This window comes from Nonomuraea sp. MTCD27 (genome assembly GCF_041950495.1).
In the GTDB taxonomy this organism is placed as follows: Bacteria; Actinomycetota; Actinomycetes; order Streptosporangiales; family Streptosporangiaceae; genus Nonomuraea.
In genome coordinates this window covers 225806-251098 of sequence record NZ_JBGNUW010000001.1, presented here as the reverse complement: position 1 = coordinate 251098, position 25293 = coordinate 225806, and the positions used below count along the sequence as shown (strand labels likewise).

Sequence of the window (25293 nt, the reverse complement as noted above, 5' to 3'; positions counted from 1 at the left end):
GGGGCTCGATCATTTGACGTGGTGAAGGGGCAGGAAGTGGAGAAGAGCGGATATACCACCGCCGGGGGCATCGGTGTCGAACGCGAGACACGCGAGGTGGACGAGGCCGCCCTCGAAGAGATCGTGACGGCCCTCGGGGACCGGCGCGGGGGCGCCTTCTCCTCCGGCATGGACTACCCGGGCCGCTACAGCCGATGGGCCTTCGGCTACGTCGACCCGTGCCTCGAACTCGTCGCCAGGGGCCGCAACATCGCGGCCGTCGCGCTCAACGAGCGCGGCCGGATCGTGCTGCCCGCCATCGCCTCCTGCCTGCTGGCCGCGGGCAAGCCGGTCACCGAGCCCACGGCCGACCGCGTCGAGGTGCACGTGCCCGAATCGGAGGACCTGCTGCCGGAGGAGATGCGCAGCCGCAGGCCCACCGTCTTCACCGCGATCCGCGAGGTCATCGCCGCCTTCCAGGGCGACGACCCGCACCTCGGCCTCTACGGCGCCTTCGGCTACGACCTGGCCTTCCAGTTCGAGCCCATCAGGCAGGAGCTCGTCCGCCCCGACGACCAGCGCGACCTCGTGCTGCACCTGCCCGACCGGCTGGTGGTGATCGACCGGCAGCGCGAGAGCTGCGTCGAATACCGCTACGAGTTCACCGTCGACGGCGCCACCACCCGCGGCCTCGACCGGGCCGGCGACACCGCCGCCCCCGTCATCCCGGGCGAGCTGCCGGCGAACCCGCCGAAGGGCGAATACGCCAAGGTCGTGGCCGCCGCCAAGGAGAAGTTCAAGCGCGGCGACCTGTTCGAGGTCGTGCCCGGCCAGGTCTTCCACGCCGCCTGCGCCGACCCGTCCGCCTTCTACCGCGGCCTGCGCAAGAGCAACCCGGCCCCGTACGAGTTCATCATCAGCCTCGGCGAGGGCGAGCACCTGGTCGGAGCCTCGCCCGAGATGTACGTACGCGTCAGCGGCGACCGCGTCGAGACCTGCCCCATCTCCGGCACGATCGCCCGCGGCAGCAACCCCGTCGAGGACGCCGAGGCCATCCGCACGCTGCTGTCGAGCGTGAAGGAGGAGTCGGAGCTGACCATGTGCACCGACGTGGACCGCAACGACAAGTCGCGCATCTGCGTCCCGGGCACCGTCAAGGTCATCGGCCGCCGCCAGATCGAGCTCTACTCCCGCCTGATCCACACCGTCGACCACATCGAGGGCCGCCTGCGCCCCGAGTTCGACGCCCTCGACGCCTTCCTCACCCACATGTGGGCGGTCACCGTCACCGGGGCGCCCAAGACGTGGGCCATGCAGTTCATCGAGGACCACGAGGCCACCACCCGCAGGTGGTACGGCGGCGCCATCGGCTTCATCGGCTTCGACGGCTCCATGAACACCGGCCTGACCCTGCGTACCGCCCAGATCAAGAACGGCGTGGCGACCGTCAGGGCGGGGGCCACGCTGCTGTTCGACTCCGACCCCGAGGCGGAGGAGCGCGAGACCGAGCTCAAGGCCAGCGCCCTGCTCGGCGCCCTGGCCGCGGTCAACCAGCCCGACGCCGTGCCGGTCGCCGAGGCCCGGCAGCAGCCGGGCCTGGGCATGAAGGTGCTGCTCGTCGACCACGAAGACTCCTTCGTCAACACGCTGGCCGACTACTTCCGCCAGGAGGGCGCGGACGTGGTGACGCTGCGCCACGGCTTCCCGGCCCACCTGATCGACGAGATCGGGCCCGACCTGGTGGTGCTCTCGCCCGGCCCCGGCTGGCCGACCGACTTCGGCATGTCGGCCCTGCTCGACCAGATCTACGCCCGCGACCTGCCGGTGTTCGGCGTCTGCCTGGGCCTGCAGGCCATGGTGGAGCAGGCCGGCGGCACGCTGGAGCTGCTCGACTATCCCGAGCACGGCAAGCGCGGCCAGGTCGCGCGGCTGGGCGACAGCGCGCTGCTCCACGGGCTGCCCGAGGAGTTCACCGCGGCCCGCTACCACTCGCTGCACGCCAAGCGGCCCGGCGTGGTCGGCTTCACCCCGACCGCGCTCACGCCCGACGGCAACGTCATGGCCATCGAGGACACCGAGCGGCGGCGCTTCGCCGTGCAGTTCCACCCGGAGTCGATCCTGACCCAGGAGGGCGGCGCGGGCGCGAAGATCATCGCGAACGTGCTGCGTCTGGCCCGCAGGTAGGTAAAACCCGCGCGGGAGCGTGCGGAGCTCCCCTAGAGTCTCCGCATGCTCCCCGTAGACCTGCCCGGCACGGTGCGTGACGCGCTGCTCGCCCCGCTCGTCGACCACCACTGTCACGGGGTGCGGCGAGACGAGCTGAGCAGAGCCCGCTTCGAGCTGCTCATCAGCGAGGGCGGCGGCCCGGCCCCGCCCGGCACCACCCACTTCGACACGCCGTTCGGCGCGGCCGTGCGCCGCTGGTGCGCGCCGCTGCTCGACCTGGAGCCGCACGCGCCGCCGGCCGTCTACCTGGCCCGCCGGGCCGAGCTCGGGGCGGGCGAGGTCAACCGGCGGCTGCTGGCGGGCGCCGGGGTGGTGGCGTTCCTGGTGGACTCCTCGCCGGAGGACGCCGAGATGCTGAGCGCCGCCGAGATGGGCCGGCACGGCGGGGCGGCGGCCGACGAGCTCGTACGGATCGAGCAGATCGAGCGGGACGTGGCCGAGACCGCGCAGATCGCCGTCGACTACCTCGACACCCTGGGCGAGGAGCTGGCCGCCAGGGCCGCCAGGGCGGTCGGGCTCAAGACGGTCATCGGCTCCCTGTGCGGCCTCGACTTCGACCCGGCCAGGCCGGCCCGGGGAGCGGTGATCGCGGCGGCCAACCGGCGGCTGGCCGACCCCAAGGAGCCGCTGACGGACCCGGTCCTGCTGCGTTACCTGCTCTGGAGCGCGGTCGACGTGGCCAGGGAGCGGGGGCTGCCGGTGCAGTTCCACAGCGGTTTCGGCGGCCCCGCGGAGTTCGGCGGGGACGTGCTCGGGGCCGAGCCGCATCGCGCCGACCCGGCCAGGCTGAGCGTGTTCGTCAGGGCGCTGCAGCCGCTCGGCGTGCCGGTCATCCTGCTGCACTGCTACCCGTTCCACCGCCAGGCCGCCCACCTCGCCGGGCTCTTCCCGCACGTCTACGTGGACGTCGGTCTCGCCCTGCCGCACCTGGCCGCCTCCGCCCGGGTCATGGACGAGCTGCTGGAGCTGGCGCCGTTCCACAAGCAGCTGTTCAGCTCCGGCTGCCGCGGCGTGGCCGAGAGCGGCTACCTGGGCGCCCTCCACTACCGGCAGGCCCTGGCGGCGGCGCTGCGCACCAGGCTGGCGACGGGGGAGTGGAGCGCGCCGGACGCCGCCCGCGTCGCCCACATGATCGGCTCCGGCAACGCCCGCCGGATATACCGCCTGTGAACTCCTCCTTGCGGAGGAGGTGTGACCTGGGTCTCATTGCGGATAATCGGCGCACCATGAGTGCTATCGAGATACGAGACCTTTCCAAGTCGTTCGGTCCGGTACGCGCGGTGGACGGGGTTTCCTTCACGGTCGAGGCCGGCACGATCACGGGCTACTTGGGCCCGAACGGCGCCGGCAAGACCACGACCCTGCGCAGCCTGCTCGGGCTGGTCACCGCAGACTCCGGCAGCGCGCTGGTCGACGGCCGCCGCTACGTCGAGCTCGAACGCCCCCTCACCGAGGTGGGCGCCGTGCTCGAAGCCACGAACTTCCATCCCGGGCGCACCGCGTACAACCACCTGAAGGTGCTGTGCACGGCGGCCCGCCTGCCGCTCGCGCGCGCCGGGGACGCGCTGGAGCGGGTGGGGCTGGCCGAGGTGGCGGGCAAGCGGGTGCTCGGCTTCTCCATGGGCATGCGGCAGCGGCTCGCGCTGGCCACCGCCCTGATCGGCGACCCCAAGGTGTACATCCTGGACGAGCCCGCCAACGGCCTCGACCCGGCGGGCATCCAGTGGCTGCGCGGCTTCATGCGCCACCTCGCCCACGAGCGGGGGGCCGCCGTGCTGGTCTCCAGCCACGTGCTGGCCGAGGTCGAGCAGACCGTGGACAACGTCGTGATCATCGCCAGGGGGCGGCTGGTGCGCCAGGGCAGCCTGGCCGAGCTCGTCTCCAACGGCGGCGCGCCCGTCATCAGGGTGCGCACGGCCAAGCCCGAGGAGTTGCGGCCCGCCCTGGAGCGGCAGGGAGGCCGGGTCGAGCTGACGGACGGGGTGCTCCGGGTCCGCGACCTCGACGTCGAGGCCATCGGCAACATCGCGCTGGAGGAGCGCGTCGTGCTGACCGAGATGACCGAGGAACGCGGCGACCTGCAACAGGTCTTCCTGCAGCTGACAGGGGAGCCGGCGGGGGAGGTGCGGGGCTGATGGCGCTCATCCGCGCGGAACTGCTCAAGGTCGCCACCACCCGGCTGTGGTGGGTGATACTGCTGGTCATGCTGGCGTACGTGGCCCTGTCGGTCGGCTTCACCATCTTCGCCGCCGGCCAGACGACGCCCACCGGCCAGGTCATCATCCCCGGCCGCGACACGGCGGGCTTCCAGGAGATCCTCTGGGGGATGGGCACGGGCGGCACGCTCTTCGCGGCCGTGCTCGGCGTGGTCATGATGACCGGCGAATACCGCTACCAGACGATCACCACCACGCTCCTCGCCACGCCGAAGCGGGTGCGGGTGGTGGCCGCCAAGCTCGGCGCGAGCTTCGTGGTGGGGGTGCTGCTCGGGGCGGCGGCGCTGGTGCTGACCGGGGCGGCGCTGGTCGTGACCGTGCTCGCCGCCGGGGGCGACCTGGTGTTCTCGGGGACGGTCCTGCGGGTGATCGTGAGCGTGCTGGTCGTGCTGGGGCTCTACACGCTGTTCGGGCTCGGGCTCGGGGCGCTGGTGAAGAACCAGGTCGGGGCGCTGGTCGCGGTCATCGTCTGGGTGTACGTCGTCGACACGGTGGTCAACGCGATCCCCGCGCTGCAGCCGCTGGGCAAGTGGACTCCCGCGGGCGCCACCACGGCGCTGACCAGCACGGGGGTGGGGTTCGGGCTGGACCTGTCGTATCTGCTGCCGCCGTGGGCGGGCGCGCTGGTGCTGCTCGGCTACGCGCTGGCCTTCTCAGCCCTCGCCTCGGTCACCACGCTGCGCCGCGACATCACCTGACCGCCCGCCACCGGGTGGGCGGCCGTCCATGCAGGCGCCCAGCTTGGTGCCGACGACCTGCATGGCGTCGGCCAGCGCGAGCGTCTGCTCCGGGGTCAGGTGGTCGAACAGCACCTCGCGCAGCGCCTGGGCGTGATGGGGGGCGATCGCGGCGATGACCGCGCGCCCCTCGTCGGTGATCTCGGCCACGCTGGCCCGCCCGTCGCTGGCGTCGGGCCGCAGGCGTACGTAGCCGCGGTCCACGAGCTTGCTCACCCGGTGGCTGAGCCGGCTGATCGACACGTTGCCCACGCTCGCCAGGTCGCTCAGCCGCAACGGCCGCGAGACGAGCGCGTTGAGCAGGCCGTATTCGATGTGCACCAGGCCGTGCGCCCGGAACGTACGCTCGACCTGCGGGATGCCCACCAGCATGACCGCGAGCAGGCCCTGCCACGCCCGCTGCTCGTCCTCACCGAGCCCGTCGACCAAGGAACCCCCAGGGTCAGATGCGTCCCGCCACGACGATGACCGCCATCGCCAGCAGCACCAGATTAACCGCGATGCCCTCCTTCCGCCTCCGGTGCACCAGGGCGGCACCGATCATGAGGAGGCCGAGCCCGGCGGCGGCGAGCGGGGTGAGGATCGGCGCGACGCCGGTGGCCCAGGGCAGCACGACCCCCGCGCCGCCGAGCACCTCCAGCGCGCCGACGGCTCTGAGCTGCGCGGGGCTGAAGTCCTCCCGGTAGGCCTGCTGCTCGCGGAAACGCGGGCCGAGGTCGGCGAACTTGCCGAGGCCCGAGACGACGAAGGCGACGGCGAGCAGGATCTGCAGGATCCAGAGGATGACATCCATAAGCTTGACCCTTCAAGTATCAGTGGAATCATGACTGTAGACCTGAAAACTTGAAGCAACAAGTATCGTGGCGAAATCAGAAATGGATATTTCCGAATTCGATTGATCGAATTGTGATTTGTCTCCTTGTCAATTCTGCTGTGATGATCGGCGGTGTCGTGTCCCGGCGTCCTTCGCCGCGGGCGGGGGCGGCACGCTCGTCCGGCTCGCCGGGACCGGCGCCGCTGACCCGGACCGAGCCAGGTCGGCACCCCCGCTGACCTGCCGGGGCGCCCGCCGTACCACTGTGAGGGGGACGGCGGGCGCCGACTCGCGCACGGCCTCGGGACCTGGTTTGCTGGAACCGACACATCATCGAGCGGAGTGGGGTTCTGCATGGGCAAGGTCGAACCGGAGGTCGAGGTCAAGTTCCGTAGCGACATGGACGTGGAGCTGATCAAGTCCGCCGCCTCGGACGCCGACGTGTTGTGGGCGGCACGCGTCTCCACCAAGGGCGAGAGCTCCTTGGCCGAGATCGAGGCCGACCCGCAGCGCTCCAAGGGTTTGATCAACTTCCTGATGCGCGACCGGCACGGCACACCGTTCGAGCACTCGTCGATGACCTTCTACGTCAGCGCGCCGATCTTCGTGTTCCGCGAGTTCATGCGGCACCGGACGTTCTCCTACAACGAGGAGTCCGGGAGATACCGGCAGCTCGTGCCGGTGTTCTACGTGCCGGGGCCGGACCGCCAGCTGGTCCAGGAGGGCAAGCCCGGCAAATACGTGTTCACCGACGGCACCGCCGAGCAGCACAAGCTGGTGACCGAGGCGACCCAGGAGAGCTACCGGCAGTCCTACCGGGCCTACCTGGAGATGCTCGAGGCGGGCGTGGCCCGGGAGGTGGCCCGCACCGTGCTCCCGGTCGGCCTCTACTCCTCGATGTACGCCACCTGCAACGCGCGGGCGCTGATGAACTTCCTGTCGCTGCGGGTCAAGCGTGAAGACTCCGCGTTCCCCTCGTTCCCGCAGCGCGAGATCGAGATGGTCGCCGAGAAGATGGAGGAGCTGTGGGCGGGGCTCATGCCGCTGACCCACGCGGCCTTCGAGGCCAACGGCCGCGTCTGTCCCTGAGCCGCCCATCGCCGCCGCGGCGGCCGGCCGGCCACATCCGCCTCCGGCTTCGGCGCGGATGGCCGGCGCCGCGGCGGCCGGTTGCCGGAAGAGAGGCCGGCAACCGGCCGCGTCCGCGAGCGAGCCGGCGCGGCGCGGGTCAGGCGAGCGCCGGGAGCACGTAGACCTCGGCGCCCGGGGGCAGCGCGCAGTCGAGGCCGCCGAGGCCCCGGGCGTTCTCCCCGCACACGATCATGCTGATGTGCCGGCGGATGCGCCCGTAGTCGTCGCGCAGCCGCTCCTCCAGCATCGGATGCGTGCGCCGCAGCATGTCGAGGGCCGAGCCCAGGGTGGGCGGGGAGTCGCGGTCGGCGCCGATGGCGAAGACCTTGACCTCCGTCCGCCCGCTCACCCATCTCCGCAGCGAGCTGGGCAGCACGAACACGACCATCGTGACCGGTTTCGTCATCGACTAGAGCACCGCCGCGCGCACGGTGAGCACGTCGGGCATGTGCCGGCCGACCAGCGACCAGGTCTCGCCGTCGTCGCGCGAGCAGTAGACCTCGCCGTCGCGCGTGCCGAAGAACACCCCCGCCTCCGACGCCGTCATCGCGTCGCGCAGCACGCTCGAGTGGACCGGCCCCTCGGGCAGCCCCTGCGAGAACGGCTGCCAGTTCTTGCCCCCGTCGTCGCTGCGGTAGATCCGGTAGCGGTGGTCGACCGGCGTGCGGTCCATGTCGGCCGTCAGCGGCAGCACGTAGATCGTGTCGGGCCGCGACGGGTGCACCGCGATCGGGAAGCCGAAGTCGGACGGCAGCGGCGAGCCGATGTCGTGCCAGCTCCCGCCGAAGTCGTCGCTGCGGTAGACGCCGAAGTGGTGCTGCAGGTAGAGCCGCTCGGGCCGGGACGGGTGCATGGACACCTTGTGCACGCACTGCCCGTACTCGGGATATTGCTGCCCCTCCGGCATGAACGGGGCCCGGATGTTCTTGTTGGCCGCCTCCCACGACAGGCCGCCGTCGGTCGTGCGATAGAAGCCGGCGGCCGAGACGGCGATCGCCATGACGTCGGGGTCGGTGGGATGGTTGACGATCGTGTGCAGGCACAGGCCGCCGCCGCCCGGCTGCCAGTGCTCGCGGTGCGGGTGCTCCCACAGGCCCTCGACGAGCCGGTAGGTGACGCCGCGATCCTCGGAGCGGAAGAGGGCGGCCGGCTCGACGCCCGCCCACACCACCTCGGGCTCCGACGGGGACGGGGCGAGCTGCCAGACCCGGGTCAGCGTCGCCTCGGTCTTCTCGGGGAAGGCGATGGGCGGCTGCTCCGCCTCCTTCCAGGTCTGGCCGAGGTCATCCGAATACATGACGGATGGACCGAAGTGGCCGTATTCGATGCCGGCCAGGAGCCGGGGTGTGGTGCCGCGCGTGTCGATCGCCACCGAGGGCACCGCGACCGTGGAGAACTGGATCGGCTGGATCTCGAAGGGGCCGCCGTCCGTCGAACGGGCGAGGAACAGACCCTTGCGGGTGCCGATCGCGAGCATTGCGTCACTCATAGCATCGCTCCCATGTTCGCTTGCGGCCATCGTGCCACGCGGCACCGACAGTCGCCGAAGACTGGGAGATTCCCCGCGCAAGGATGGCGTTTCGCGTCCCGCATTACCTCCCGGGTAATCGAGGCCCTTCCCTCCACTCGATAACGTGTGCGGCATGGGAGCGGTCGCCGTACATGAAGAGGTCTTTGGTGAGTTGTTGCGTTCGTGGCGGCAGCGGCGGCGGGTGAGCCAGCTCGACCTGGCCATCGGGGCCGACGTCTCGGCCCGCCACATCAGTTTCCTGGAGACCGGGCGCGCCAGGCCGAGCCGCGAGATGGTGATGCGGCTGGCCGAGGAGCTGGGGGTGCCGCTGCGGCACCGCAACAGGCTGCTGGTGGCGGCGGGGTTCGCCCCGGTCTATCCCGAACGGGAAGTACGCGCCCCCGAGGGCGAGGTGGTCCGGCGGGCGCTGGACAAGATCCTGGCCGGGCACGAGCCCTACCCGGCGGTCGTGGTGGACGCGGTGTGGAACCTGGTCGCGGCCAACTCGGCGGCCGCCATGTTCATGGAAGGGGTGCCGGAGGAGCTGCTGCGGGAGCCGATCAACGTGATGCGGCTGTCGCTGCACCCGCAGGCCATGGGCGGGCGGCTGCTCAACCTGGCCGAGGTGCGGGCCCACCTGCTGCAGCAGCTGCGCAGGCAGGCCGAGGTGTCCGGCGACGGGCGGCTGGCCGAGCTGCACGACGAGCTGGCGTCCTACACCTACCCGGGGGTGGATCTGAACGTCGCGCACGTTCCCGGGCCGGGCGACATCCTGGTGCCGTTGCGGATCGCGGCGGGCGACCGGGTGCTGTCGATGTTCACGACGATCGCGACGTTCGGCACGCCGGTGGACGTGACGGTGTCCGAGCTGGCCATCGAGACGTTCTGGCCCAGCGACGAGGAGACCGCCGCCGTGCTGCGCGGATAGCCGCCGATGCCCACGCCGACGCTCACGCCAACGCCGACGGTTCCGGCGCGGTGCGGGGTCAGCGGGCGGTCGGTGGGGTGGTGGGCGGGGGGTCGCCGGTGGCGATGGCGGCCTCGATGGCGATCGAGGGCGGGTCGCCGCCCAGGATCGGTAAGCCGCCCGTGACCGTGTGGGTGCGCACGTCGTACGCCCCGCCCCTGGGCGCCCGGGCGATCGCGAACGCCGGGAAGGCGCTGCCGCCGGGGACGACCGAGGTGGAGATGTAGTCGCCCACCGTGCGGCCCTGCGCGCTGCCGGCCAGCCAGTCCACGGACATCGGCCCGTGCAGCTCCGTCGGCGCCGACCAGCTGGCCCCGCCGTTGGTCGAGGAGGTGTACGCGACCGTCAGGCGGCACGTGGCGGCCGTGCAGGCGGCCTCCGGGTACCGGTAGTAGGCCAGCGCCAGCCGGGCCCTGCCGCCCGCGCTCTCGCGGTCCACGCCGAGGCCGGGGATGAAGTGGTCGCCGCCGTCGCCGGTGACCCGGATGACGTCGCCCCACGAGGCCCCCGTGGCCGACCGGCTCAGCACGATGTCGTTGCCGGCGCAGCCGATCTGGAAGCGGCAGTCGTGCCAGACGACGTACACGGTGCCGGCCGCGTCGACCTCCGCCGACGGCAGCGGCGCGGCCCGCAACCCGCCCGCCACCGTGTGCCGCTGCACCCGCGAGACCGGCACGCTCCCGCTCCAGCTCGCGCCGCCGTCACGGGAGCGGAAGGAGCGGATCTCGCCGTCGTCGCCCAGGTACGGGACCACCACGGCCCCGTTCGGCCGCACCACCGGCTGCCCGCCCAGCCCGGTGGCCGAGGTGCCGGTCACGGCCCAGGTCAGCCCGCCGTCGGAGGATCGGGCCACCTTGATCGCGTTGGCCGCGCCGTGGTCGTCGAACACCACGTAGCAGCGGCCGCGGTACGGGCTCTCCGCGCCGTTGTCGCAGGCCACCCAGCTCTTGTCCAGGTCGCCCCCGACGGCGGTCGCGATCGGCTCGTCCCAGGTCACCCCGTCGGTGGAGCGGCTGGTCAGCACCGCCGCCCCGGCGACCCCGCCCACGTCGGTGAGCGCCAGCGAGGAGATCAGCCACACCCCGTGACCGGCGTCGAACGCCACCGACGGATCGCTGACCCGCGCGTACGCCCCGTCCCCGAAACCGGTCAGCCCCGGCAGCACGCCCTTGGCCCACGTGGCGCCGTTGTCCGCGGACGTCGCGAACGCGATGCCGGACGCCCCTCCGTCGTGGAAGCGGCCCGCCTGCTGCGCGGTCACGATGGTCGAGCCCCACTGGTAGGTGTCGGGCCCGGCCTGGGTGCCGTGCTGGCTGGTGGCGTTGGCGTAGGCGTCGGACCCGATCTCGGTCAGCGGCACGGCCTCCTCGGCAAGGGCGGGGGAGGGGGCGAGGAGGAGCATCGCGGTGACGACGGTCACGAATCCGCCGATTCCTCGGCACCGGGCGGGGGATGGCACAGTCCACCTCCACTTGGCGGGTCAAGTTCCAGATGGCACCGTCCGATCCCCGCTGTCAACCTCCTGATCTGGAAAATCAGCGTTCCCCCTGGATGATGTCCCGGTGGATGCGGGCCAGGGGCACGCCGTCGATCTGCAGGCGGCGTACGGTCTCGTTGACCATGGAGGTCGGGCCGCACACGTACACGTCGTGCTCGGCCCAGGAGTGGAAGCGCTGCGTCACCTCGGGCAGGTGGCCGCGCATGCCCTCGTAGGAGGGCTGGTCCGACACCACCGGCAGCACCCGCAGCCAGGGGAACGACGACTCCATCCTGATCAGGTCCGGCAGGTCGTACAGCTCGTCGGCGGTGCGGGCGCCGTACAGCAGGTGGATGTTGGGCCGGCGGCCGGAGGCGATGATGGACTCGATGATCGCCTTCAGCGGCGCCAGGCCCGTGCCGCCGGCCACGCACAGGACGTCGCGCACGCTCTGCTCGCGCGGCGCCATCGTGCCCATCGGCGGGCCCAGCATGAGCGTGTCGCCGATGCGGGTGTGCCTGATCAGCGTGGTCGACACCCAGCCGCCGGGGACCGAGCGCACGTGCAGCCTGATCGTGTTGTCCGGGCGCGGCGCGTTGGCGATGGAGAACGTCCGCCACACGCGCGGCCAGCGCGCGGTCTGCACGTTGACGTACTGCCCCGGCGTGTACGGCAGCCGCTGCGTCGGCCGCAGCGTGAGGACCGCGATGTCCCGGTGACGCTGCTCGTGGTCGATGACCTCGGCCAGCCACCAGGCGGGGGAGACCCCCGAGTCCGACTCGGCCGACTCGATCATCAGGTTCGCGGCGGCGGTGTACGCCGACACCCAGGCCGCCTCGATCTCGTGGTTCCACACGTCCGCGGCGAAGCGGCGGATCGTGGCGAGCAGCGCGTTGCCCACGGCCGTGTAGTGCTCGGCGATCACGCCGTACTTGCGGTGGTCCCGCCCGAGCTGCCCGAGGAAGGCCGCCAGGCTGTCCGGGCTGTCCAGGCTCCACACGATCCGGGTCAACGCGCTGAACAGCCGGTCGCGCTGCACGTCCATGGCCGGCGGGAACATCCCTCGCAAGTGCGGGTTCTCCGCGAACAGCCGGCCGTAGAAGTAGGCCGTGGCCTTGTCGGCCAGCGGCTCCACGACGGAGAAACTCTCTTTCACCAGGCGCGGATTCAACGACATATATCCAACCCCACCCTTTGACCGGAAACGCATTCCGGTCTCGCCGTTCACCTCCCTGACGGTTCCGGGTCATGAGCGCCGGGGCCTGCCCCGGCGTACCCGAGCGCTCGAAATTGAGTCTTACACCACCGATGACGCGTCACAACCGTTTCCCCTCAATACGGTGCGAAGCAGAACTATCCGTAGCGTTCTTGTGATTCTCCGCAGGCAATCCCCATGCGATTTCGGTCAGCAAATGCGAAAATTATTTATTTTCGCATTTCATTCGCGGGAGTTCCGCGACCGGCCCGCCCGGAGCCCCTCGCGGGCGGGTCGCTCGGGGTGGCTCGCGAACGTCCGTCTCGGGACCGGCGCGTGGCGGGCACGGCTGACGAAGGCGGAGAAGGGGGCGAAACCCGGAAAGTCCGGCTCCCCGGGAGGCAAGCGGTGGGAGGGGATCTTTGGGAGGGGTGACATATCGGAAAGAGAGTGCGCCATGATGGCATGGGGCCGTCACCTTGACGGGCTGGCGCCCGCACGACTCCACCATGCCCCCTGGAGATCGCATGTCCCGACCGCTGATCGGCATCACCGCCTACTTCGAAGCTGCCCGCTGGGGCGACTGGGTCCGGGAGGCCGTGCTGTCTCCCCCCTCGTACGCCAAGGCGGTCGGACGGGCGGGGGGCGCGCCCGTGATGCTGCCGCCACTCGGCCCGCACGCCATCGAGGACTACGTACGCGGCCTGCAGGGCATCGTCCTGGCCGGCGGTGTGGAGGTGGGGGCCGACACCTACAACGGCGATCCGGACGAGCGCGTCGCCGAGCCGCAGGTGCACCGCGACCGGTTCGAGCTGGCCATCGCCAGGGCCGCCATCCGCGCCGACGTGCCCGTCCTGGCCGTCGCCAGGGGCATGCACGTGCTCAACGTCGCCCAGGGCGGCACGCTCATCCCCTGGCTGCCGGAGGTGCTCGACAGCGACCGCCACGCCGAGCCGGACGGCGGCCACACGATCCAGGTCAGCGTCTCCAGCAAGCTCGGCAAGGCGATCGGCGACCGGGTCGAGGTGAACGCGCCGCACCACCAGTCCGTACGCCGCCTCGGCAGCGGCCTGCTGGCCGTGGCCTGGGCCGAGGACCAGATCGTCGAGGGCATCGAGCTGCAGGGACACCGGTTCGGCGTCGGGGTGCAGTGGCACCCGGAACGCGGTCAGGACAATCGGCTCTTCGATGCGTTCGTCGAGGCGGCCCGCTAGGCTTCGATCATGCCGCTGCACCCCCAGGCGCGGGACTACGTCGCCCAGTATCCGTCGGATCTGACCACCGACCTGGCCACGCTCGACCTGGCCGCGATCCAGGAAATGCGCGCGCAGGACGCCCTGGCGGCCCACCGAGGGCCGCTGACGAAGCTGCCGTTCGTCCGCGACGAGCTGGCCGAGGGCGTGCCGATCCGCATCTACCGGGCCGATCCCGGCGACGGCCTGCTGCCCGTGGTGGTCTACTTCCACGGCGGCGGCTGGGTCTTCGGCAGCGTCAGGCGCAACGACGCGGCCGGCCGCGACCTGGCCATCCGCACCGGCGCGGTGGTGGTGTCGGTCGACTACCGGCTGGCCCCCGAGCACCCCTTCCCGGCCGCCGCCGACGACGCCTGGACCGTGGTGCGCGACATCTTCGCCAGGCCCGCCTTCTACCAGAGCAACGGCAGCGTCGCCGTGATCGGCGACAGCGCGGGCGGCAACCTGGCCGCCGTCGCCGCCTGGCAGGCCCGCGACGCCGGGTTGCGGCTGGCCCACCAGGTGCTCGTCTACCCGGTGCTCGACGTGGCCATGGACACGCCCAGCTACGTGCAGCACGCCAAGGGCTTCGGGCTGGACGCCGAGGAGATGGCCTGGTTCACCCGCCAATACGCTCCCGACGCCGACCCGGCCGACCCGCGGCTGTCCCCGCTGCGCCTGCCCGACGTGTCGGGCCTGGCGCCGGCGACCGTCGTGACCGCCGAATACGACGTGCTGAGAGACGAGGGCGAGCGCTACGCCGCCCGCCTGGCCGAGGCGGGCGTGCCGGCCGAGCTGCGCAGGTTCGACGGCGCCGTGCACAGCTTCTTCGTCCTGCCCGGCCTGTTCGACCAGGCCGTCGAGGCCCGCGACTACGTGGCGGAGCGGCTGCGGGAGTCGCTCTGATGGACTCCTACGCGAAGCTGAAGCTCGACACCCCGGCCGACGGCGTGCTGCGCATCACGATCAGCGAGCCCGCCCGGCTCAACGCCGTGGACGCCGTCGCCCACCGCGAGCTGGGCGAGATCTGGCGCGACGCCGACCGCGACGACGGCGTCAGGGCCATCCTCGTCAGGGGAGAGGGCCGGGCGTTCTCCGCGGGCGGCGACCGGACCATGATCGAGGAGATGACGCGCGACCACGCCACCAGGCTGCGCGTGTTCGCCGAGGCCCGCGACATCGTCTACAACGTGCTCAACTGCTCCAAGCCCGTCGTCTCGGCCATCCAGGGCCCGGCCGTCGGCGCGGGCCTCGCGGTGGCCCTGCTGGCCGACATCTCCGTCGCCGGCCGCACCGCGCGGATCATCGACGGCCACACCAGGCTCGGCGTCGCGGCCGGCGACCACGCCGCGATCATCTGGCCGCTGCTGTGCGGGATGGCCAAGGCCAAATACCACCTGCTGCTGTGCGAGCCCGTCACGGGCGAGCAGGCCGAGCGGATGGGCCTCGTCAGCCTGTGCGTGGACGACGACCAGGTGCACGACAGGGCCCTGGAGATCGCCGTCCGGCTCGCGGCCGGGGCCCAGGAGGCGATCAGGCTCACCAAATACTCGCTCAACAACTGGCTGCGCCTGGCCGGTCCGACCTTCGACGCCTCGCTCGCCATGGAGTTCCTCGGCTTCACCGGCCCCGACGTGGCCGAGGGCGTTCGCGCGCTGCGCGAGAAGCGGCCCCCGTCATTCGGCTGAGCGCCAGGCGTGTGCTTCCCCGGGCCTCGGGTAGGCGGGCCTCGTGGAGGACCAGGTGGAGGACAACGAGCTGGAGGAGGTGCCACCGACGCACCCGTACGCCGGCCGCGAGATCTCGGGCAGGCCGGCTTGAAGCCACCGCAAGCCGCGGGGGCAGTCCGGGAAGCCGCGCCGCGAGGGGGTTGAGCAGAAGCTCCCCCGCCACAGGTGCGGTACCGCCCGAATTCGGTACCGATCGGGCGGCCGGACACCCCGCTTCACCCAGCCGGGCTCACCGGGGCCGGCGCGCGTGGAACACGAAGGCCGGGGGAGTGTTACGCCACACCGTACGCCCGGGGACGACCTCCTCGAAGCGCTCGGCCAGCAGCGCGCGGAACCGCCGCGCCGAGCTGAGCGGGATGGCGTGGATGTAGGAGAACGTGGTGAACGCCGCCCCCGGGCTCATCGCCCCCGTCACCGCGGTCAGCAGTTCGCGCTGCAACTCGTCCGGGAAGGCCGCCCACGGCAGCCCGCTCACCACCACGTCGGCCATCCGCAGCCCGCGCTCGCCAAGGAGTTCGCCCAGGCGGGTCGCGTCGTCGTGCACCACGTCCACCGTGGGGAAGCGCTCGGCCAGCAATTGCGCCAGCGGTTCGTTGAGCTCCACGGCCATATGGTGGCCGCGCCCGGCCAGCCGCTCCTGGATCTCCACCGTGAACGCACCCGTACCCGGGCCGAGCTCGGCCACGACGGGCTCGCCCCGCTCGGGGATCGGCGCGCAGACGGCCGCGGCCAGCCGCCGCGAGCTTGGCGCGAACGCGCCGATCGTGGCGGGGGAGCGCAGGAACTGGCCGAGAAAAACCGCGGTGTCGTTGGACATGATCAGAATCTAGGGGAGCGACCGGGCCCGATCGCTCCCCCGTCCGGGCGGATGTCCGGCCACTTGGAGGAGGCGGGGTCGCCCGTACGGAGGATCAGCAGTTCACGCTCGGCGGATACGGTGTGTGCATGCGTTGGCGTGGTGTGCCGCTGGATGTCCTCCTCGCGGCTTCTGGAGTGGGCCTGGATCTGCTGACCACGGCGCACGCCGGTGACACCGAATACCTGCCCGCCGAGATGAACATCCCCATGGCGCTGCTCGTCGGCCTGCCCATGGGCCTGGTACGCCGCTGGCCGGTGCCCGTCACCCTCTACCTGGCGGCCTTCCTGGCCATCACCGACCAGCTCGGCTCGTTCACCTCCAACACCGCCCAGATCCTCGTCTGCGTGGCACTGGGCGTGGCCGGGCACACCTCGAGGGCGCGGTCCACCGCCCTCGCCGTGACCGCCACGATCTTCGCGACCGCCCTCAACATCGCCGATCCGGGCATCGCGCTCACCGGCAACATGTGGATGTACTCCGTGCTGCTGCCCGTCTTCCCCGCCGTACTCGGCGCCTACCTGCGCAGCTCCGCCGAGCGCCTCGACGAGCGCGACGTCACCCCTGACGCGCTGCTCGCGGCGGGCGGCGTGGCGATCACCGTGCTCAGCACGTGGACCTCCTGGCACGCGGGCGCGCAGCCCGTCTGGGTGGTCGGGCTGCTCGCCGTGGTGGGCGGCCTGTCGCTGGGCATCGCCAGGCGGCTGCCCGGCCTGGTGTTCCTGCTGCAGGGCGTGCTGCTCGTCTCGGCCGACACCTATCTCAACCAGGCCGTCAACACGTGCGTGATCCTCACGCTCATCGCGATCGGCGTCTTCGCCATGCGGGTGGTGTCCTGGGCCTGGACGGTGGCCGCGTACATGACCGGCTGCCTGCTGACCTCCATCGCCGTCGTCGGCGACGACACCGAGATCACCGGGTTCCGCGTCGGCGTGCTGATGACGCTGGTGGCCACGCCCATCGCCATCGGCCGCTACCTGGGCATGCGCCGCGCCGCCGTGGCCTCCGAACGCCTGCGCGCCGAGGAGGCCGCCCGCGCGGCGGTCGCGCAGGTGCGGGCCGACCAGCTCGCCGAGCGCGAGCGCATCGCCCGCGACGTGCACGACATCGTGGCCCACCACGTCGGCGCCATGGTGCTGCGGGCCAGCGCCGCCCGCTACACCGCCCCCGACGGCCCCGTGGCCGACGCGCTCAACGACATCCGCGAGACCGGCCACCAGGTGCTGCAGGACCTGCGCGACCTGCTCGACCTGCTGCGCGACCCCGAACGCCAGCCCGACCTGCTGGCCAACCCCGCCGACGTCGTACGCGAGTCCGCCGAGCGCATGTCCGCCGCCGGCCTCGTCGTCGACCTCGACCTCGACCCGGCCACGGATCAGGCCCCGCTCATCGCCCGCACCTCCGCCGCCAGAATCGTCCAGGAAGGACTCACCAACGTGCTCAAACACGCAGGTCCCGGCACCCGGGTCCGCGTATCCGTGACCCCGGCGGACGAAGGGCTTGCCGTGGAGATCCGCAACGGCCGGCCGCCCACGGCCATCGAACGCCTGCCCTCCTCCGGGCGCGGCCTGGCCGGCATGCGCGAGCGCGTACGCACCGTCGGGGGCACCCTCAGCGCGGGGCCCGACGGCGAGGGCGGCTGGCTGCTGGCCGCCCACCTGCCCACCCGCCTGTCCTCGGGGAGTGCGGCATGATCCGCGTGCTGGTGGCCGACGACCAGGCGCTCGTCCGCGCGGGCGTGCGCATGCTGCTGCAGGCCACGGGCGACATGGAGGTCGTGGGCGAGGCCGAGGACGGCGCCGAGGCCGTGCGCCTGGCCGAGCGTCACCTGCCCGACGTGGTCCTCATGGATCTGCGCATGCCCAGGGTCGACGGCCTGGAGGCCATCAAGCGGGTGCTCGCGGCCCGGCCCGGCGCCAGGATCGTGGTGCTGACCACCTTCGCCGAGGACGGCAACGTCTACGCCGCCCTGCGCGCCGGCGCGGTCGGCTTCCTGGTCAAGGACGACGAGCCGGAGCGCATGGTGGACGCCGTTCGCAGGGCCGCGGCCGGCGAGCAGCTCCTCGCGCCCTCGGTGCTGCGCCGGGTCGTGGAGCGCTTCCTGGCCGCCGAGGAGCAGGCCGCCGGGCCGGCCGCGCCTCCCGGGCTGACCGAGCGCGAGATCGAGGTGCTCGCCCTGGTCGGCACGGGTCTGTCCAACGCGGAGATCGCCGAGGAGCTGCACGTCGGCGTCACCACGGTCAAGACCCACATCGCCGCCGCCATGGACAAGCTGGGCCTGCGCAACCGCATCCAGGCCGCCGTCGTCGCCCACCGCACCGGCCTCGTGGACGCCTCCTTCCGCCCCGTACGCCAGCCACGCGGCGGATCCTCCGGCTGAGCCGCGTCACCCCCGCCGCCGGGGCCGGATCCGCCCGGCGGCGGACCCGCGAGTCACCCCGCAGGCTGACGACCCGCCCCGCCCCTCGCCGCGACCATGTGGTCCTTCACCCGTCGTACGACCGGAAGGACCACTGATCACCATGTCGGAAACCGTCACCATGCCCCGGCCCCAGCGCGCGGGCCGGGTCTCCGCCGGCCTCCTCTACAGCCTGCGCGTCGCCGTCTCCGCCCAGGCGGCGGCGCTGCTCGTGGCCGCCTCGTTCGCCGGCCAGGCGGTGGAGTCGGACTCCATGATCGAGACCCACGTCATGGCCGGCATGGTCGTCCACCTCGTGGCCCTCGTCCAGATCGTCCTGGCCGTGCTCGTCTGGCGACCCGGCCGCGGGGCGGGCTGGCCCGCGCTGGCCAGCGTGGCGCTGTTCGTCGTCGGCGCGGCCCAGCACTTCACCTGGCTGTGGCTGGGGGCGCACCTGCCCAACGGCGTGCTGCTGTTCGGCCTCACCAGCGCCGTGCTGATCTGGGCGTGGTCCCCGGCAGCCGCCCGCCGCCGCTAAGGTCGGAGATGTGTATGTGAAGATCTGCGGGCTGAGCGAGCCGGAGCACGTGGCCACCGCCGTCGGGGCCGGGGCCGACGCCATCGGGTTCGTCATGACCCGGAGCCCGCGCCGGATCACGCCCGAGCGGGCGGCCGAGCTGGCCGCGCTCGTCCCCGAGCACGTGCTCACCGTCGGCGTGTTCCGGGGCGAGGACCCGGAGACGGTGCGGGCGGCGGCGCTGGCCTCCGGGGTGCGGGCCGTCCAGCTGCACGGCCGGCACCCGCACGGCGACTTCACCGCGCTGAAAGACCTCGGCGTCCGCCTGGTCAGGGCCGTCGACGCGCAGGCCGACCTGCGCTGCGGGGCCTTCGACGAGGACCTGCTCCTGGTGGACGCGCCGCACGCGGGCTCGGGCGAGCCGTGGGACTGGGCCGCCGTACGCGGGCGGCCCTCCGGGCAGTGGATGCTCGCGGGCGGCCTCGACCCGGCCAACGTCGCCGAGGCCATCGCGGCCGCTCGCCCGTGGGGCGTGGACGTCTCCAGCGGCGTCGAGACCGCGCCCGGGGTCAAGGACTCGGCCCTGATCGAGGCGTTCCTCCGCGCGGCCCGCCAGACCCATGCCTGACCCCGTCCCACCTTCGCAAGCGCCCGCCATTTCGGAAGCGGCCACCTCAGAAGCGTCCGTCACTTCGGAAGCGCTCGCCACGGAGCGGCACGTCCGGGACGGAGCCGCCCTGGTGCGCGCGCTGGACTTCCTGCACGCCTTCGCCCGCCGCAGGGCGCCGCGCGAGGTCCCGGTGCCCGGCGGGTTCGCGGTGCTCGACGATCGCTTCCCCGGCTCGTACGACGACAACAAGCTGATCGTCCGCACGGCGCCCGACGACGATCCCGCCGCGGCGGTGGCGCGGCTCCTGGCGGCGGCCGACGAGGCGCTCGGGAGCCACGGTCACCGGCTGGTGTGCGTGGACGACGACCGGCTCGGCACGGCGTACGCACCCGCGTTCGCCGCCGCCGGCTACGAGCACGAGACGAACCTCCTCATGGCCTTCCGCGGCCCGGTCCCGAGAGATCCGGCCCCGGCCGAGCGGCTCGAACTGCCGGAACTGATTCCCGTGCTGCGCCGCGACTGGCGCCGTACCCTGCCGCAGGCCCCCGACGCGGTGATCGACGGGCTGGCCAGGCGCGTGGAGTCCCGGCTGCGCGGGGCCGGCTCGGTGGGCTTCCACGGCGTACGCGCCCCGGACGGGGAGATCGCCACCAGGGCCGACCTGTACGCGCACGACGGGGTCGCCCAGATCGAGAGCGTCTTCACCGGCGAGCCGTACCGGGGCAAGGGGTACGCGCGTGCCCTGATGACCGCGCTGCTGGCGGAGTCGGCGGGGGCCGAGCTGATCTTCCTGGTGGCCGACGCGGACGACTGGCCGCGCCACTTCTACTCCCGCCTCGGCTTCGAGCAACTCGGCCGCACCCACGCCTTCCTCCGCACCTGACCCCACCCACCCCCGCCTCCGGCCTCCCGCCCCTGCCCCCGCCTCCCGGGGTGGGCGCTGAAACGCCTGGAAAAGCCGGGCCCAGGTGGGGCCGCTGTGTTGGAGTTCCACGCAGTAGGGTCTCCTGCGTGAGCGAAACTTCCGCCGAGGACCGGATCTGGACGGTTCCTAACCTGCTGAGCTTCCTGCGCCTCCTGGGTGTGCCCGTGTTCCTCTGGCTGGTTCTCGGGCCCAAGGCGGACGGGTGGGCCATCGGGATCCTCGCGGTCGCCGGGTTCACCGACTGGCTCGACGGAAAGATCGCCCGGGCGTTCAACCAGACCAGCAAGCTCGGCCGGATCATCGACCCCGCCGCCGACAAGCTGTACGTCTTCGCCACCATCCTGGCTCTCCTGCTGCGCGACGTGATCCCCTGGTGGCTGGTCGCGGTCATCGTCGCACGGGAACTCTTCGTCGGAAGTTTCATCCCCGTACTTCGCAAACATGGCTATAAGGCACTTCAGGTGCATTTCCTGGGCAAGGCCGCCATGTTCAACCTCATGTACGCTTTCCCTCTCCTCTTCCTTGCCTCCCACACGGGGTGGTATGCCGATATAGCCCGCATTGTCGGATGGGCGTTCGCGCTTTGGGGAACGGGCCTGTACTGGTGGGCGGGGGTGCTGTATGTGGTACAGGTGCGCCAACTCGTAACCGCGGCCAAGAAGGGGTGATCGGGTGAAGGCGGTCGTCATGGCAGGCGGGGAGGGCACTCGGCTGCGTCCGATGACCGCCAACCAGCCCAAACCCCTGCTCCCCGTGGTCAACCGCCCGATCATGGAGCACGTCCTGCGCCTGCTCAAGCGGCACGGCGTCACCGAGACGGTGGTGACCCTCCAGTTCCTGGCCGCCCTGGTGCGCAACTACTTCGGCGACGGCGACGAGCTGGGCATGAGCCTGCAGTACGCCACCGAGGACATCCCTCTCGGCACCGCCGGCAGCGTCAAGAACGCCGCCGACCGCCTCCGCGACGACCGATTTCTAGTGATCTCCGGCGATGCCCTAACGGATATTGATTTATCCGACATGATCCGTTTTCACCGTGAAAATCAGGCACTTGTGACAATTGGCCTGAAAAGGGTCCCCAATCCTCTCGAATTCGGGATCATCATCGTGGACGAGGAGGGCCGCGTACAGCGCTTCCTGGAGAAGCCCACCTGGGGTCAGGTCTTCTCCGACACCGTCAACACCGGCATCTACGTCATGGAGCCCGAGGTCCTCGAGGCCGTCGCCGCCGGAGAGCCCGTCGACTGGTCCTCGGATGTCTTCCCCGCCCTCCTCGAACGTGGCGCCGCCATCTACGGCTACGTGGCCGACGGCTACTGGGAGGACGTCGGCACCCACGACAGCTACCTCAAGGCCCAGGCCGACGCCCTGTCCGGCAAGGTCGAGCTGGACATCGGCGGCTTCGAGGTCTCGCCGGGCGTCTGGGTCGCCGACTCGGCCTCGGTGGACCCCGACGCCGTGCTCAAGGGCCCGCTGCTGATCGGCGAGTACGCCAAGGTCGAGGCGGGCGCCGAACTGCGTGAATACACCGTGCTCGGCAACAACGTCGTCGTCCGCGAGGGCGCCTTCCTGCACCGCGCGATCGTCCACGACAACGTCTACCTCGGCCCCGGCGCCCACCTGCGCGGCTGCGTCATCGGCAAGAGCACCGACGTGATGGCCGGCGCCCGCATCGAGGAGAACGCCGTCATCGGCGACGAATGCGTCATCGAGGCGGAGGCGTACGTCTCCAGCGGCGTCCGGGTCTACCCGTTCAAGACCATCGAGGCCGGCGCGGTCGTCAACACCAGCGTCATCTGGGAGTCGCGCGGCCAGCGCAACCTGTTCGGCCCCCGGGGGGTCAGCGGCCTGGTCAACGTCGAGATCACCGCCGAGCTGTGCGTCCGCCTGGCCAGCGCGTACGCCACCACCCTGAAGAAGGGCGAGTACGTCGTCACCTCCCGCGACTGCTCCCTGGCCGCCAGGGCGCTCAAGCGGGCCGTCATCGGCGCGCTCACCGCGGGCGCCATCAACGTCCTCGACCTCGAGGCGGCCCCGCTGCCGGTCACCCGCTTCCACACGGCCCGCGAGTCGGCCGCCGGCGGCATCGTGCTGCGCACCACCCCCGGCGACCCGCAGAGCGTGGACATCGTCATCATGGACGACCGCGGCGCCGACCTGCCCCCGGCCGCGCAGCGCAAGCTGGAGCGGGTCTTCTCCCGCCAGGAGTTCCGCCGCGCCTTCCCCGGCGAGATCGCCGAGCTCGCCTACCCGGCCAGGGCCGTCGAGGACTACACCCACGAGCTGCTGCGCCACGTCGGCGTGAGCGGCGTCAGGGACATGAAGGTCGTCGTCGACTGCGCCGGGGGCACCTCCTCGCTGGTGCTGCCCACGCTGCTCGGCCGGGTCGGCGTCGAGGTGCTCACCGTCAACGCCCGCCTCGACGACGTCTCGCCCACCGAGACGCTCGCCGAGCGCCGCCGCGACCTGCAGCGCCTGTCCGAGCTCGTCAGCTCCTCGCGGGCGGCCTTCGGCGTGCGGTTCGACCCGGTCGGCGAGCGCATCGCCCTGGTGGACGAGAAGGGCCAGCTCATCAACGAGGAACGCGCCCTGCTCGTCGTGCTCGACCTGGTCGCCGCCGAGCGCCGGGGCGGCCAGGTGGCCCTGCCCGTCACCACGACCAGGGTCGCCGAGCAGGTCTGCCGCTTCCACGGCGTACAGGTGCAGTGGACCTCCACCGCGCTCGACGCCCTCACCTCGGCCGCCGCGAGCCCCGACATGATCTTCGCGGCCGACGGGCGCGGCGGGTTCGTGGTCCCGGAGTTCAGCCCCGCCATCGACGGGCTGGCCGCGTTCATGCGCCTGCTCGGCCTGGTCGCCCGCACCCGGCTGTCGCTCAGCCAGATCGACGCCAGGATCCCCGAGGTCAAGCTGCTCAAGCGCACCGTGCCCACGCCGTGGGCGGCCAAGGGCGCCGTCATGCGCTCGGTCATCGAGGCCGCCGAGTCCGAGCCGGAGGGCCACCGCGTCGACACCACCGACGGCGTGCGGGTGGCCCGCGAGGACGGGAGCTGGGTGCTGGTCCTGCCCGCCGCCGCCGAGCCGGTCACCGACCTGTGGGCCGAAGCGTCGGACGTCGACAGCGCCCAGGCGCTGCTCGAACGGTGGGCGCGCATCGTGGAGCAGGCCGCCGGCTGACCTCGTCGCACACGCGTCACACGCCGTCACGCACAGCGACCGGAGACGATCGGGAAAGGCTTTGCCGATGACGTGCACAGAGAGTGCCGCAAGATCGTAATGTAGAAACGCGCGGCGGCATGGACCACGGGGCGGGGGCGACGGTAACTTTGTCTGCGTCCAAACCAAAGTGCAGCGCCCCGCCTTGACCTTTGCCGCTGATCAGCGTAAGTTGCGGCATTCGCAAACTTGAAAAAGCGAAGCGAGGCGCGCCCTGAGCACCGTCGCCGCGTCTTCGCGGTAGGAGGCCGAGCCGATCGATGCCGAGCGTCTACTGCACGCAGTGCGGGCACGCCAACCCCGAGGATGCCCGTTTCTGTTCCCGCTGTGGGTCACCGCTGACCAGACCCGAGGTCTCCGGGGACACCACATCGACGATCTCCGTCGCGGGAATCGAGGCGTACGAGGCTGAGACGGGCGACATGCTCCTGGCCGAGCGGGCTCTGGTCGAGCAACTGCCCCCGGGCACGGCGTTGCTCACGGTGACCAGGGGTCCCAACCAGGGGAGTCGCTTCCGGCTCGACAAGGAGCTGACCACGACGGGGCGCCATCCGGAGAGCGACATCTTCCTCGACGACATCACGGTCTCCCGCCGCCACGTCGAGTTCTACCGCCACCGCGGCGGCCAGTTCTCCGTGCGCGACGTGGGCAGCCTCAACGGCACCTACGTCAACCGGGAGCGGATCGAGGAGGTTCCCCTGCACTCCGGAGACGAGGTGCAGATCGGCAAATTCCGCCTCGTCTTCCTGATGCGGGGCACCGCCGGCGTATGAGTGAGCGACCCTTGGACATGGCTCAGCACCCCGGGTTCACGGGGCCGGAGGCGCCGTGAGCTCCCAGGCGGCGCGGTCGCACATGAGCATCGGGGAGGTGCTCGCGCTCCTGCAGGGCGAGTTCCCCGATGTCACGATCTCCAAGATCAGGTTCTTGGAGGGCGAGGGGCTGATCGAGCCCGAGCGCAGCCCCTCCGGCTACCGCAAGTTCACGCACCTGCACGTGGAGCAACTGCGCTTCATCCTCACCGAGCAGCGTGACCACTACCTGCCGCTGCGGGTGATCAAGGACCGGATGGCGGAGAGCTTCGGCCGCCCGCGTGAGGTCCGGCAGGCGCAGGAGGTCCGGTTCAGCCGGGCGGAGCTGCTCGAGGCCGCGGGGATCGACGACGAGACGCTCACCGAGCTGGAGGACTACGGCCTGCTCGCCCCGGTGGCCCGGCGCTACGACGAGGAGGCGCTCAAGGTGGCGCGCACGGTCGGGGCGCTGGCCCGGTTCGGCCTGCACGCCCGCCACCTGCGGGCGGTCAAGGCGGCGGCCGAGCGCGAGGCGGGGCTGGTCGAGCAGACCGTCGCGCCGATCCTCAAGCGGCGCGCCCCCGGCGCCATCGGTGAGGCGGACGAGGTCGCCAGGGAGCTTTCCACGCTTCTGCTCGACCTGCACGCATCCCTTGTGCGCACGGGTGTCCGTTCGGTCCTGGGACGTTGAGACCGTAGCGAGCTGGGAGGCGGGGGCACATTCCAGGCCCGCTGGGTGTTACGTTGAATTGCAGAAGCCAGTCAG

At 71.5% G+C, this 25293-nt stretch carries 25 protein-coding genes; 18 read left to right on the top strand and 7 right to left on the bottom strand.

Annotated elements, in window-relative coordinates; all coding sequences use genetic code 11:
* The first annotated feature begins 36 nt into the window (after positions 1–36).
* The 4 genes from ACBJ59_RS01280 to ACBJ59_RS01265 are packed head-to-tail and all read left to right on the top strand — an operon-like array spanning position 37 to position 5119.
* The gene (locus ACBJ59_RS01280) at positions 37–2163 is read left to right on the top strand and encodes an anthranilate synthase component I (RefSeq protein WP_375108857.1); all 2127 of its coding nucleotides are present in this window, start codon (positions 37–39) and stop codon (positions 2161–2163) included.
* A 45-nt stretch (positions 2164–2208) separates the two neighbouring features.
* Positions 2209–3375, top strand: coding sequence for an amidohydrolase family protein (locus ACBJ59_RS01275; protein WP_375108304.1), 1167 nt, complete (start codon positions 2209–2211; stop codon positions 3373–3375).
* Between the two features lie 56 nt (positions 3376–3431).
* Entirely contained in the window at positions 3432–4340 is a 909-nt protein-coding gene (locus tag ACBJ59_RS01270) for an ABC transporter ATP-binding protein (RefSeq protein WP_375108303.1), read from the top strand.
* Positions 4340–5119, top strand: a complete 780-nt coding sequence (locus ACBJ59_RS01265) for an ABC transporter permease (protein ID WP_375108302.1) — start codon at positions 4340–4342, stop codon at positions 5117–5119. Before ACBJ59_RS01270 ends, ACBJ59_RS01265 begins: the two co-directional genes overlap by 1 nt.
* Here ACBJ59_RS01265 and ACBJ59_RS01260 read toward each other — a convergent pair.
* Together ACBJ59_RS01260 and ACBJ59_RS01255 are read right to left on the bottom strand one after the other, a co-directional pair.
* On the bottom strand, positions 5075–5587 hold the full coding sequence (locus tag ACBJ59_RS01260) for a MarR family winged helix-turn-helix transcriptional regulator (RefSeq protein WP_375108301.1): 513 nt from the start codon (positions 5585–5587) through the stop codon (positions 5075–5077). The two genes, ACBJ59_RS01265 and ACBJ59_RS01260, sit on opposite strands and share 45 nt — an antisense overlap.
* Positions 5588–5600: 13 nt before the next feature.
* Positions 5601–5951: a DoxX family protein gene (locus ACBJ59_RS01255; RefSeq protein ID WP_375108300.1), complete on the bottom strand. Its 351-nt coding sequence runs from the start codon at positions 5949–5951 to the stop codon at positions 5601–5603.
* 375 nt (positions 5952–6326) lie between these two features.
* Here ACBJ59_RS01255 and thyX point away from each other — a divergent pair, with 375 nt between their 5' ends.
* Positions 6327–7061 (top strand): FAD-dependent thymidylate synthase, encoded by a 735-nt coding sequence (gene thyX, locus ACBJ59_RS01250; protein ID WP_375108299.1) that lies wholly within the window; start codon positions 6327–6329, stop codon positions 7059–7061.
* Between the two features lie 139 nt (positions 7062–7200).
* Here thyX and ACBJ59_RS01245 read toward each other — a convergent pair whose 3' ends face one another.
* Together ACBJ59_RS01245 and ACBJ59_RS01240 are read right to left on the bottom strand one after the other, a co-directional pair.
* Positions 7201–7509: a hypothetical protein gene (locus ACBJ59_RS01245; RefSeq protein WP_364135258.1), complete on the bottom strand. Its 309-nt coding sequence runs from the start codon at positions 7507–7509 to the stop codon at positions 7201–7203.
* A 3-nt stretch (positions 7510–7512) separates the two neighbouring features.
* Positions 7513–8592, bottom strand: a complete 1080-nt coding sequence (locus tag ACBJ59_RS01240; protein WP_375108298.1) for a WD40/YVTN/BNR-like repeat-containing protein — start codon at positions 8590–8592, stop codon at positions 7513–7515.
* A 154-nt stretch (positions 8593–8746) separates the two neighbouring features.
* Between ACBJ59_RS01240 and ACBJ59_RS01235 the strand changes: the two genes are divergently transcribed.
* Positions 8747–9541: a helix-turn-helix domain-containing protein gene (locus ACBJ59_RS01235; protein WP_375108297.1), complete on the top strand. Its 795-nt coding sequence runs from the start codon at positions 8747–8749 to the stop codon at positions 9539–9541.
* A 58-nt stretch (positions 9542–9599) separates the two neighbouring features.
* Here ACBJ59_RS01235 and ACBJ59_RS01230 read toward each other — a convergent pair whose 3' ends face one another.
* Both ACBJ59_RS01230 and ACBJ59_RS01225 read right to left on the bottom strand, forming a co-directional pair.
* The gene (locus ACBJ59_RS01230; protein WP_375108296.1) at positions 9600–11000 is read right to left on the bottom strand and encodes a hypothetical protein; all 1401 of its coding nucleotides are present in this window, start codon (positions 10998–11000) and stop codon (positions 9600–9602) included.
* 115 nt (positions 11001–11115) lie between these two features.
* A complete protein-coding gene (locus tag ACBJ59_RS01225; RefSeq protein ID WP_375108295.1) occupies positions 11116–12213 on the bottom strand; it encodes a globin domain-containing protein in 1098 nt (365 codons plus the stop codon).
* Positions 12214–12779: 566 nt separating this feature from the next.
* Here ACBJ59_RS01225 and ACBJ59_RS01220 point away from each other — a divergent pair.
* From ACBJ59_RS01220 to ACBJ59_RS01210, 3 genes are read left to right on the top strand one after another with little or no spacing between them, the layout of a single operon-like run.
* On the top strand, positions 12780–13466 hold the full coding sequence (locus ACBJ59_RS01220) for a gamma-glutamyl-gamma-aminobutyrate hydrolase family protein (protein ID WP_375108294.1): 687 nt from the start codon (positions 12780–12782) through the stop codon (positions 13464–13466).
* Between the two features lie 9 nt (positions 13467–13475).
* Positions 13476–14390, top strand: a complete 915-nt coding sequence (locus ACBJ59_RS01215) for an alpha/beta hydrolase (protein ID WP_375108293.1) — start codon at positions 13476–13478, stop codon at positions 14388–14390.
* Positions 14390–15172: an enoyl-CoA hydratase/isomerase family protein gene (locus tag ACBJ59_RS01210; RefSeq protein ID WP_375108292.1), complete on the top strand. Its 783-nt coding sequence runs from the start codon at positions 14390–14392 to the stop codon at positions 15170–15172. The genes ACBJ59_RS01215 and ACBJ59_RS01210 overlap by 1 nt, the downstream gene beginning before the upstream one ends.
* 271 nt (positions 15173–15443) lie before the next feature.
* Here the strand turns inward: ACBJ59_RS01210 and ACBJ59_RS01205 are convergent, their stop codons facing one another.
* A complete protein-coding gene (locus ACBJ59_RS01205) occupies positions 15444–16031 on the bottom strand; it encodes a class I SAM-dependent methyltransferase (RefSeq protein WP_375108291.1) in 588 nt (195 codons plus the stop codon).
* Between the two features lie 128 nt (positions 16032–16159).
* Here ACBJ59_RS01205 and ACBJ59_RS01200 point away from each other — a divergent pair, with 128 nt between their 5' ends.
* The 9 genes from ACBJ59_RS01200 to ACBJ59_RS01160 all read left to right on the top strand — a co-directional run bounded on the left by ACBJ59_RS01200 (position 16160) and on the right by ACBJ59_RS01160 (position 25218).
* The gene (locus ACBJ59_RS01200; protein WP_375108290.1) at positions 16160–17764 is read left to right on the top strand and encodes a sensor histidine kinase; all 1605 of its coding nucleotides are present in this window, start codon (positions 16160–16162) and stop codon (positions 17762–17764) included.
* Positions 17761–18450 carry a response regulator gene (locus ACBJ59_RS01195; RefSeq protein ID WP_375108289.1) on the top strand — a complete coding sequence of 230 codons (690 nt, stop codon included), beginning with the start codon at positions 17761–17763 and terminating at the stop codon, positions 18448–18450. The genes ACBJ59_RS01200 and ACBJ59_RS01195 overlap by 4 nt, the downstream gene beginning before the upstream one ends.
* Before the next feature lie 142 nt (positions 18451–18592).
* Positions 18593–19006 (top strand): hypothetical protein, encoded by a 414-nt coding sequence (locus ACBJ59_RS01190; protein ID WP_375108288.1) that lies wholly within the window; start codon positions 18593–18595, stop codon positions 19004–19006.
* Between the two features lie 10 nt (positions 19007–19016).
* A complete protein-coding gene (locus tag ACBJ59_RS01185; protein ID WP_375108287.1) occupies positions 19017–19613 on the top strand; it encodes a phosphoribosylanthranilate isomerase in 597 nt (198 codons plus the stop codon).
* Positions 19614–19725: 112 nt separating this feature from the next.
* Positions 19726–20478 (top strand): GNAT family N-acetyltransferase, encoded by a 753-nt coding sequence (locus ACBJ59_RS01180; protein WP_375108286.1) that lies wholly within the window; start codon positions 19726–19728, stop codon positions 20476–20478.
* Between the two features lie 128 nt (positions 20479–20606).
* The gene (locus ACBJ59_RS01175) at positions 20607–21188 is read left to right on the top strand and encodes a CDP-alcohol phosphatidyltransferase family protein (RefSeq protein WP_364135300.1); all 582 of its coding nucleotides are present in this window, start codon (positions 20607–20609) and stop codon (positions 21186–21188) included.
* Positions 21189–21192: 4 nt separating this feature from the next.
* The gene (locus ACBJ59_RS01170) at positions 21193–23697 is read left to right on the top strand and encodes a sugar phosphate nucleotidyltransferase (RefSeq protein ID WP_375108285.1); all 2505 of its coding nucleotides are present in this window, start codon (positions 21193–21195) and stop codon (positions 23695–23697) included.
* Positions 23698–23996: 299 nt separating this feature from the next.
* Entirely contained in the window at positions 23997–24509 is a 513-nt protein-coding gene (locus ACBJ59_RS01165; RefSeq protein ID WP_364135306.1) for an FHA domain-containing protein, read from the top strand.
* A 55-nt stretch (positions 24510–24564) separates the two neighbouring features.
* Positions 24565–25218, top strand: coding sequence for a MerR family transcriptional regulator (locus ACBJ59_RS01160; protein WP_364135309.1), 654 nt, complete (start codon positions 24565–24567; stop codon positions 25216–25218).
* Positions 25219–25293: the final 75 nt, after the last annotated feature.